The sequence below is a fragment of the Pseudomonas tremae genome (assembly GCF_001401155.1).
Taxonomy (GTDB): domain Bacteria; phylum Pseudomonadota; class Gammaproteobacteria; order Pseudomonadales; family Pseudomonadaceae; genus Aquipseudomonas; species Aquipseudomonas tremae.
Genome location: NZ_LJRO01000144.1, coordinates 1 through 303, shown reverse-complemented (window position 1 = coordinate 303; position 303 = coordinate 1). Strand labels below are relative to the sequence as shown.

General features: G+C 57.1%; 1 pseudogene. It reads left to right on the top strand.

What is annotated here, in order from left to right:
• Positions 1-225: pseudogene (locus ALO43_RS09965) on the top strand (DNA-3-methyladenine glycosylase 2 family protein); the annotation flags it as partial.
• Positions 226-303 lie beyond the last annotated feature (78 nt).

Genomic DNA, 303 nt, shown 5'->3' with positions numbered 1-303 from the left:
GTGGAGATGATGCTCATTTACGGGCTCGGTCAGCTGGATGTGATGCCCGCCAGCGACTTCGGCGTGTGCGAAGGCTACCGGCGACTGTATGCTCTGGAACTCAAACCGTCGCACCGGCAAATGGCCCGGCTTGCCGAGCGCTTCGCGCCTTACCGAACCATTGCCGCCTGGTATTTGTGGCGAGTACCGGCCAACTTCAGCGACATCGATTTATCTCGAATTTGAGAGCAAGACTCGGAGTGCCTGTGTGTTGCGACAGGGATAGGCTCATCGAAACCCAAGACAGGCCATCACCATGGAAAA